General features: G+C 75.1%; 5 protein-coding genes and 2 pseudogenes. 2 read left to right on the forward strand and 5 right to left on the reverse strand.

Annotated elements, in window-relative coordinates:
- Positions 1-154: 154 nt before the first annotated feature.
- Both cobT and cobC read right to left on the reverse strand, forming a co-directional pair.
- On the reverse strand, positions 155-1,231 hold the full coding sequence (gene cobT / locus JNW87_RS30050) for a nicotinate-nucleotide--dimethylbenzimidazole phosphoribosyltransferase (RefSeq protein ID WP_109805594.1): 1,077 nt from the start codon (positions 1,229-1,231) through the stop codon (positions 155-157).
- Positions 1,231-2,317, reverse strand: a pseudogene (cobC, locus tag JNW87_RS30055) (Rv2231c family pyridoxal phosphate-dependent protein CobC). Before cobC ends, cobT begins: the two are co-directional and overlap by 1 nt.
- A 133-nt stretch (positions 2,318-2,450) precedes the next feature.
- Between cobC and JNW87_RS30060 the strand changes: the two are divergent.
- Positions 2,451-4,582 (forward strand): annotated as a pseudogene (locus tag JNW87_RS30060) (transglycosylase domain-containing protein).
- A gap of 145 nt (positions 4,583-4,727) precedes the next feature.
- On the opposite strand, the gene JNW87_RS30065 reads toward JNW87_RS30060, so the two are convergent.
- Positions 4,728-5,297, reverse strand: coding sequence for a GNAT family N-acetyltransferase (locus JNW87_RS30065; RefSeq protein ID WP_238454825.1), 570 nt, complete (start codon positions 5,295-5,297; stop codon positions 4,728-4,730).
- Entirely contained in the window at positions 5,294-6,682 is a 1,389-nt protein-coding gene (locus tag JNW87_RS30070; protein WP_375373563.1) for a cobyrinic acid a,c-diamide synthase, read from the reverse strand. The genes JNW87_RS30065 and JNW87_RS30070 overlap by 4 nt, the downstream gene beginning before the upstream one ends.
- Positions 6,683-6,842: 160 nt before the next feature.
- Here JNW87_RS30070 and JNW87_RS30075 point away from each other — a divergent pair, with 160 nt between their 5' ends.
- Positions 6,843-7,667, forward strand: a complete 825-nt coding sequence (locus JNW87_RS30075) for an SURF1 family protein (protein WP_238454826.1) — start codon at positions 6,843-6,845, stop codon at positions 7,665-7,667.
- Positions 7,668-7,683: 16 nt separating this feature from the next.
- Here the strand turns inward: JNW87_RS30075 and JNW87_RS30080 are convergent.
- Positions 7,684-8,830, reverse strand: a 1,147-nt coding sequence (locus JNW87_RS30080) for an RNA ligase family protein (RefSeq protein ID WP_238454827.1), incomplete at its 5' end; no start/stop codon positions are given.

Genomic DNA, 8,830 nt, shown 5'->3' on the forward strand with positions numbered 1-8,830 from the left:
GGTTCTCGACGGTCATCAAGTGCGTCTATGACCCGAAGGACCGGCGGAAGATTCTGTCGACCGAGCGGCTGACACCGCTATACCGCCCCGACGGCCGAGACCACGACCACGCGCCGCCCGGCGAGCCGCAGGCCGAGGGGGTACGGGTTTCCCGTCACTTCTCGGCCACCCCGGCCGAGTCGAAGGTGGCCACCTCGTGCAGCACCCGGACCGCGCCGGTGACGACCGGCAGCGCGAGCAGCGCGCCGGTCCCCTCGCCGAGGCGCAGCCCGAGGTCGATCAGCGGGTCGAGGCCCAGGTACCGCAGGGCGGCGGTGGCCCCCGGCTCGGCGGAGCGGTGCCCGGCGACCATCGCCCCGACCGCGTCCGGCGCGAACGCGGCGGCGGCGAGCGCGGCGCTGACCGCGATCACGCCGTCCAGCAGCACCGGGACCCGGCGGGCGGCGGCGCCCAGGATCAGCCCGGCCAGCGCCGCGTGCTCCAGCCCACCCACCGCGGCCAGTACGCCCAGCGGGTCGGTCGGGTCGGGCGCGTGCCGGTCGAGCGCGGCGCGCACCACGTCGACCTTCCGCCGATACGTCTCGTCGTCCACCCCGGTCCCGCGACCGGTCGCCGCCGCCGGGTCGACCCCGGCGAACGCGGCGATCAGCGCGGCGGCCGGCGTGGTGTTGCCGATGCCCATGTCCCCGGTCAGCAGGATGCCCGCCCCGGCGTCGACCAGCTCGCCGGCGACCCGGATGCCCGTCTCCACCGCCGCCCGCGCCTCGTCCCGGGTGAGGGCGGCGCCGACCGTCATGTCCCGGGTGCCCGGCCGGACGTTCGCGGCCACAAGCCGGGGCCCGGCCGGGCCGGTGCCCTCGGCCGGGTCCACCGGCAGCGGGGTGGCGACGCCGACGTCCACCACGGTCACCGAGGCGCCGGCCTGCCGGGCGAACGCGTTCACCACCGCCCCGCCGGCCAGGAAGTTGCCGATCATCTGGGCGGTGACCTCCTGCGGCCAGGGGGTGACCCCCTGGGCGTGCACCCCGTGGTCACCCGCGAAGATCGCCACCGCGGCCGGCTCCGGCAGCGGCGGCGGGCAGCTCCCGGCCAGCCCGGCGAGGCGTACCGACAGGGGTTCCAGGGCGCCGAGCGAGCCGGCGGGCTTGGTCAGCCGGCCCTGGAGGTCGCGGGCGGCCACCATCGCCGCCTCGTCGAGCGGCCCGATCGCCGCGACCGTGGACTCCAACATCATGCCTCCAGGATCTCCGCCAGTACCTCGGTGAATGCGTCGCTGGTGGCCGGGTCGCGCACCGCGATCCGCAGCCAGTCCGGGCCGAGCCCCGGGAAGCTGTCGCCCCGGCGGACCGCCCAACCGCGCTCGCGCAGGCGTTCGCGGACCCGGTCGGCACCGGGCCGGTGGATCAGCACGAAGGCGCTGGCCGGGTGGCCCGCGACGCGTACGCCGGGCAGGCCGGACAGGCGGGCCACCAGGTGGTCGCGGTCGGCGGCGAGCCGCGCGGCGATGGCGCGCTCGGCCGCGACCGCGGTCGGCGACGCGCAGGCGGTGGCGGCGGCGAGCGCCGGGGTGGAGACCGCCCAGAGCGGCTGGGCGGCGGCCAGGCGAGCGAGCATCCCGGCCTCCCCGAGCAGGTAGCCGATCCGCAGGCCGGCCAGCCCCCAGGTCTTGGTCAGGCTGCGCACCACGAGCAGGCCGGGCAGGTCGCGGCGGGCCGCGAGGGACTCCGGCTCGCCGTCGACGCCGGGGGCGAGCGTGGTGTCGGCGAAGGCCTCGTCGACCACCAGCACCCGGCCCGGGCGGGCCAGGGCGGCCAGCGCCTCCGCGGGGTGCAGCACGGAGGTGGGATTGGTCGGATTGCCGACCATGACCAGGTCGGCGTCGGCGGGCACCCGGGCCGGGTCGAGCCGGAAGCCGTCCGCCGGGTCGAGCAGGACCCGTTCGACGGCGTGGCCGGCGGCCCGCAGCGCGGCTTCCGGCTCGGTGAACTGCGGGTGCACCACCACCGGCCGCCGGACGTCGCGCAGCGCCCGGGCGATCAGCACGAAGGCCTCGGCGGCGCCGGCGGTGAGGAGTACCTCTTCCGGGGGACGCCCGTGCCGGGCGGAGACGGCCGCGCGGGCGGGCGCCGGGTCGGGGTAGGCGGCGAGGTCGCCGAGGGCGGCGATCACCGGGTCGGCGAGGCCAGTCGGGCATCGGGGCCCGGCGGACGTTGACCGCGAGGTCGACCAGGCCCGGGGTCGCCTCGGCGTCCCCGTGGTGCCCGAGGTCGGGCTCGGTCCCGGTGTCCGGCGGCGTTCCGATCAGCTGACCACGCATGTCCGCGATCCTGCCGGGAAGCTGCCGTGCGGGACAGCGGATCCCGGCGTGGGCCGCGTCACCACTCCTCCACCCGCTCGCCCGTTTATGAATTCTTCTCATTTCCGAATCGGAAATGTCATAGCTTGACCATGTGAGCAACCGACCCCTTGCCTCCGCTGGTCGTGCCATTCCCCTCCTCCGCGCCGGGCTGATCGCCGGCATCGTGGTCGCCGCCGCGGCGTACCCGTTGGCCGCCGTCACCGGCATCGGCGCCAAGGCCACCGCGCACGCAGTGGAGCAGAAGACGAGCATCCTGAAGACCGCGCTGCCCGCCGAGACGTCGTACCTGTACGCGCCGGACGGCAAGACCGTGCTGACGATGTTCTACGAGGAATACCGCCAGTACACGAAGCTCTCGGACATGTCGCCGAACATCCAGCAGGCGATCGTCGCCGCCGAGGACAACCGCTTCTACCAGCACCACGGCGTCGACCCGAAGGGCGTGGCCCGCGCCTTCGTGTCCAACGCCCGCTCCGGCGGCGTCTCCCAGGGCGCCTCCACGCTCACCATGCAGTACGTCCGGATGGCACTGCGGGACAGCGCCAGCACCCCGAAGGAGGTCCAGGAGGCCACCCAGCAGACCAGCCTGCGCAAGGTCAAGGAGATGCGGATGGCGCTGGACGTCGAGAAGGAGCTGAGCAAGGAGCAGATCCTGGAGCGCTACCTCAACTCGGCCTACTTCGGCCACCGGGCGTACGGGATCTACGCGGCCGCGCAGATCTTCTTCTCCAAGACCCCGGCCACCCTCACCCCGGTCGAGGCGGCCACCCTGGCCGGCCTGGTCAAGTCCCCCTCCGAGTACGACCCGATCACCTCGGACCAGAAGGACGCCACCGGGCGGCGTAACTATGTGCTGGACCGGATGGCCCAGCTCGGCTACCTCTCCCCGGACGCGGCGGCGGCGGCGAAGTCCCAGCCGATCCAGCTGAAGCTCACCAACCCGCCGAACGACTGCGCCTCGATCGACGAAAAGCGCACCAGCTGGGGCTTCTACTGCGACTACCTGAAGAACTGGTGGAGCACCCAGCCGGCGTTCGGCGAGAACCGGCTGGAACGGATGGACAAGCTGCGCCGCGGCGGGTATCGGATCGTGCTGGCCATCGACCCGAAGGTCCAGGACGCGGCCGAGAAGAACGTCGGGGCCAAGGACGGCACCGGCAGCCCGTTCGCCAACGGCATCGTGGTCGCCGAGCCGGGCACCGGCCGGATCAAGGCGATGGCGGTGAATCGGAACTACTCCCTGGACCTGAGCGAGAACGGGCCCAGCTCCAACCCGGAGGCCGGCCCGAAGACCAAGGCGAACTACCCGAACACGGTCGCCCCGCTGCTCGGCGGCGGCAGCCTCCCGGGCTACCAGGCCGGGTCGACGTTCAAGATGTTCCCGATGCTGGCCGCACTCAACTCGGGCAAGACGCTGTCCACCGAGTTCAACGCCCCGTACCGGTACAGGTCGCATGTCTACAACGACTGGCAACCGACGAACGCCAGCGGCGCGATGACCGGGCAGCAGACCATGTGGTCCGCCTTCGGCAAGTCGGTGAACACGTACTGGGTGTGGATGGAGGAGCAGATCGGCGCGGAGAAGGGCGTCCGCCTCGCCGAGCAGCTCGGGCTGCGCTGGCGGACCGACGTCGACCGAGAGCACGCCGCGCCGGACCGCGCGTCCAAGTGGGGCGCGTTCACCCTGGGCGTCTCCGACGCCACCCCGCTGGAGATGGCGAACGCGTACGCCGCGATCGCGCCGACGGCCGGTACTGCGAGGCGATCCCGGTGAACTCGATCCTGAACCGGGACGGGACGCCGGCCATGTACACCACCATCGGCGGGGTGCAGCGGGAGGTCGCCAAGCCGCGCTGCCGGCAGGTGGTCAGCGCGGACGCGGCCCGGGCCGCCACCGACGCGGCCCGCTGCCCGACCGGCGACACCCCGGCGAAGGGCAGCTGCGGCGGCTGGTCGACCGCCGACAGCGTCCGGGGCACGGTGGGCCGCCCGGTGGCCGGCAAGACGGGTACCACGGACAGCACCCGGTCCGCCTGGTTCGTCGGGTACACCCCGGAGCTGGCGGCGGCGAGCTTCATCGCCGACCCGGACAACCCGTTCAACGCGGTGGGTGACGGCCTGTCCCAGGTCCCGATCGGCGCGGTGGCCGAGACCCTGCGCGACGCGCTCAAGGGCCAGCCCACCCGCCAGTTCACCCCGCCGTCCGACCAGATCGTCGGCTGACCGCGCCGCCGACCACCCACCACCGGACCGCCCGGGGGTGCGCCCGGGTTAGTTGATCAAGAGGTTTGCGTCCGGATCCCCGGGATCCCCGACGCAAACCTCTTGATCGACTCTGCGGCGTGGGGGGCCGGCGGGGGTGGGGGGGTCAGCGGAGGTCGGCGGCTACGAAGGACCAGAGTTCCAGGTCGACGCGGGCACCGCGGACGAAGCCGGCGTTGCGCAGCAGGCCCTCGTAGCTGAACCCGGCCTTCTCGGCGACCCGCCGGGACGCGATGTTCCCCGGCGCCACCCGCAGCTCGACCCGCTGGAAGCCGTGCTCCAGAATCAACGCGATGGCCAGCGCGTCCACCGCCTCGGCGGCCAAACCGTAGCCGCGGGCGTGCGGCGCGACCGCGTAGGACACCTCGGCCAACCGGGCACCCCAGTCGGTGCGGCGGGTCCACAGGCAGCCGACGACCCGCTGGTCCTCCCGGCGGAGCACCCCGTAGTGGTCGCCGTCGCCGCTGTCCCGGCGCTGCCGGGCCAGCTCCGTGCACCAGGCCCGCCCCTCGATCTGCCCGACGGCGTCCGCCAGCGGCAGCCAGCGCTGGGTCTGCCGGTCCGCGAAGATCTCGTCGACCGCCTCGGCGTCGGCCGCGGTAAGCTGCCGGACCTCGGTGCGCGGGGTGGAGACCGTCAGGGCCGGGAAGCGGCGTACGGCCACCTGTCCGATCACGCCGGGGCCTCCGCGGTCGCGGGCTCCACCGCCGCAGCGGCCACCAGGCGCGCGGCGATCTCCGGGTACGCGGCCCAGTGCGGGACGAGCTGCGAGGCGTGCACGCCCCGCCAGACGAAGCCCTCCGGCGCGCCGCCGTCCCAGCTCCACGCCGGGCGCTCGCCGGCCCGCGGGGTGAGCACCGCGCTGTGCTGCTTGTGCCCCACCACCACCGTGCCCGCGGCGGCCACCACGCTGTCCGTCCGGGCGGTCGCCTCCCGGTAGCCGATCACCAGGCCGTCCCGGCTCGCACCGATCGCGTCGAGCACCCCGCACATCGGCAGCCCGTCCAGCTCCCGGGCCAGCCACAGCAGGCCGGCGCCCTCGGCGAGCACCGGGCGGCCGGTGCGGGCCAGCTCGGCCACGGCGATGCAGAGCCGGCGGTTGGCCGACAGCTCGTCCGCGTACGACTCGGGAAGCCCGCCGCCGACGACCAGCGCGCGGGTGCCCGCGGGCAGGGCCTCGTCGCGCAGCGGGTCGAAGGTGACCACCTCGGCCCCGGCGGCGCGGAGCAGCTCCGCCGTCTCCGGGTGGCTGTAGCTGCCGCCCGGGCCACCGGCCAGCGCGACCACCGGACGCGCCCCACCCGGCGCCCCCGCCGCCGGCTCCGGCGACCAGGGGTCGACGGTCAGCGCCGGCGCCGAACGGGCCAGCACCAGCAGCCGGTCCAGGTCGACCGTGGCGGCCACCGCCTCGCCCAGCCGGCGCACCGCGCGGACCGCCTCGGCGTCCCGCGCGATCGCGGGGACCAGGCCGTGCCGGCGGGCGGGCAGCACCGGCGGCAGCTCGTGCCGGCGCAGCGCGCCGTAGACCGGCACGCCGATGTCGTCGAGGGCCTCGCGGAGCATCGCCTCGTGCCGGGGCGAGGCCACCCGGTTGAGGACCACGCCGCCGAGCCAGAGCTGCTCGTCGTACGCCCGGAAGCCGTGCACCAGGGCGGCCACCGACTGCCCCATGCGGCCACGTCCACCATCAGCACGACCGGGCTGCGCAGCGCGGCGGCGACCGCCGCGGTGGACTCGGTCTCCGGCCGCGCGACCGAGTCGTAGAGCCCCATGGTGCCCTGCACGACGGCGAGCCCGGCCCCCGCGGACCCGTGCGCGAAGAGCGGGGCGATCCGCTCCGGGCCGACCAGCCGCGGGTCCAGGTTGCGCCCCGGGCGGCCGGCGGCCAGCCCCAGGTACGCCGCGTCGATCTGGTCCGGCCCGATCTTGAAACCGGCCACGTCGAGCCCCCGCTCGGCCAGGGCGGCGAGCAGCCCGAGGGTGAGGGCGCCGGTGCCGTGCCCCGAGGAGGGCGCGCTCAACAGGACGCGCGGCACGACGGTCATCATCGACTCCTCGCAGGCGACGGGACGTACGCGGTGAGGGTGGTGCGCGGCGGCGGACCGGTCGCGCGGTCCGCCCGCGTGACCATACCCGGCCGGGCCGACGGCTGGCTGCCGCCGACCGGCCGGTTCGGGGCCGCGCAGCTCAGTGGCCCCGCTCATACGGGTAGCCTCGATGCGTGTACCGGTTCCTGCTGACCCCGCGCTGGCTGGGCTGTCTCGCGCTGACCCTGGTCGCCGCCGCGGTGATGGTGTTCCTCGGCAACTGGCAGCTGGACCGCTACCAGGGACGTACGGCGATCAACGAGCGGATCGACGCCGGCGCGACCATGTCCCCCGCGCCGCTGCGCGACGCGATGCCCGCCCCGACCGGGGGACCCGGCACCGCCGGTCCCGCCCCCGCCGACCGGGTCACCTGGACCCGGGCCACCGCCACCGGCCGGTACGACCCCGCGAACGTGGTCCTGGTCCGCGGCCGGACGCTCGACAGCACGGTCGGCTTCGAGGTGCTCACTCCGCTGGTGCTCGCCGACGGCACGGCCGTGCTGGTGGACCACGGCTGGATCCCGCCGGCCCCCGGCGCCGGCGCCACCACCCAGCCGCAGGTGCCGGCCGCGCCCCCCGGCGAGGTCACCGTCAGCGGCCGGGTGCTGGCCGGCGAGAGCGGCGCGGGCACGGTCGACCGGCGCGACGGCAAGCTGGAGACCCGGCGGATCGGCGTCAGCCGGCTCGCCCGGCAGCTGCCCTACCCGATCTACGGCGGCTACCTGCTGCTCGACCAGCAGACCCCGGCCGCCGATCCGGCCTTCCAGGCGGTGCCGATCGGGCACACCAACAACTGGCAGAACTTCGGCTACGTGGTGCAGTGGTGGCTCTTCGCCGGCATGAGCCTCGTCGGCTACGGCTGGGTGGCCCGCCGGGAGGCGCGCCGCAGGGCCGGGCTGGACAAGCCCCGCCCGCCGGTCGACCGGGCGGCCGAACCGGCGCCGAGCGCCCCGGTCTGACCGGGCGGGCTCCCGGTCAGCCGGTCATCCGGCCGGCGTGGATGGCCCGGACCGCGTCGATGGTGTCGGCCTCCGCCGCGGTCTTGTCATCCCGGTAACGCACCACCCGGGCGAACCGCAGCGCCATCCCGCCGGGATAACGACTGCTGGTCTGCACCCCGTCGAACGCGATCTCGACGACCTGCTCGGGCCGCACCCGGACCACCCAGTCGCCCTTCTCCACCGCCAGGCCGAGGAACCGCTCGGTCTGCCAACGCAGCAGCTCGTCGGTGAGCCCCTTGAACGTCTTGCCGAGCATCACGAACTCGCCGGTGCGCGGATCCCGGGCGCCCAGGTGCAGGTTGGACAGCCAGCCCTGCCGCCGCCCGCTCCCCCACTCCACCGCCAGCACCACCAGGTCGAGCGTGTGCCGGGGCTTGACCTTCACCCACGCCGACCCGCGCCGACCCGCGTCGTAGGGGGCCGCCGGGTCCTTGACCACCACCCCCTCCTGACCGGCGTCGAGCGCCGCGGCGAACGCCTCCCCGGCCTGCTCCGGCCCGTCCACCTCCATCCGGCCGACCAGCAGGCTCGGGTCCACCGCGCCGGCCAGCGCGGCCCACCGCTCCCGGCCCGGCAGGTCGATCAGATCCGCGCCGTCGAGGTGCAGCAGGTCGAAGAAGTACGGCGTCAGCACGGCCTCGCCGGTGGTCTCTGCGGCGGCCAGCACGGCCGGGGCGACCGCACTGCCACCGGTGGTGCTCGGCGTGGTGCGGCGGGCGGCCCGGCTGGAGGTCTCCTGAAAGGGCAGCGGACGGCCGGTGGCGTCCAGCCCGATCGCCTCGCCGTCGAGGACCAGCTCCCGGGCGGGCAGCGCGCGCACCGCGGCGACCACCTCGGGCAACCGGGCGGTGATCTCGTCCAGGCTGCGGGTGAAGACGGCGATGTCCTGGCCGGACCGGTGCACCTGGATCCGGATGCCGTCCAGCTTGACGTCGACCACCGCCGGGACGCCGGTCGCGGTGAGCGCCTCGTCCACCGAGGGGGCGCTCTGCGCCAGCATCGGGGCGAGCGGGCGGCCGACCTGGAGCCCGAAGCCGGCCAGCGCGGTCGCGCCGCCGGAGAGCGCGGCCACCGCGACGGCCCGCAGGTCGCCGGCGAGCAGCAACGCCCGGCGCACGGCC

The organism is Micromonospora sp. ATA51 (assembly GCF_016802855.1).
GTDB classification, from domain to species: Bacteria; Actinomycetota; Actinomycetes; order Mycobacteriales; family Micromonosporaceae; genus Micromonospora; species Micromonospora sicca.

What these genes read in the sequence shown, in the direction of transcription:
- cobT (WP_109805594.1), bottom strand. Translation starts at nt 1,231, where the DNA reads ATGTTGGAGTCCACGGTCGCGGCGATCGGGCCGCTCGACGAGGCGGCG.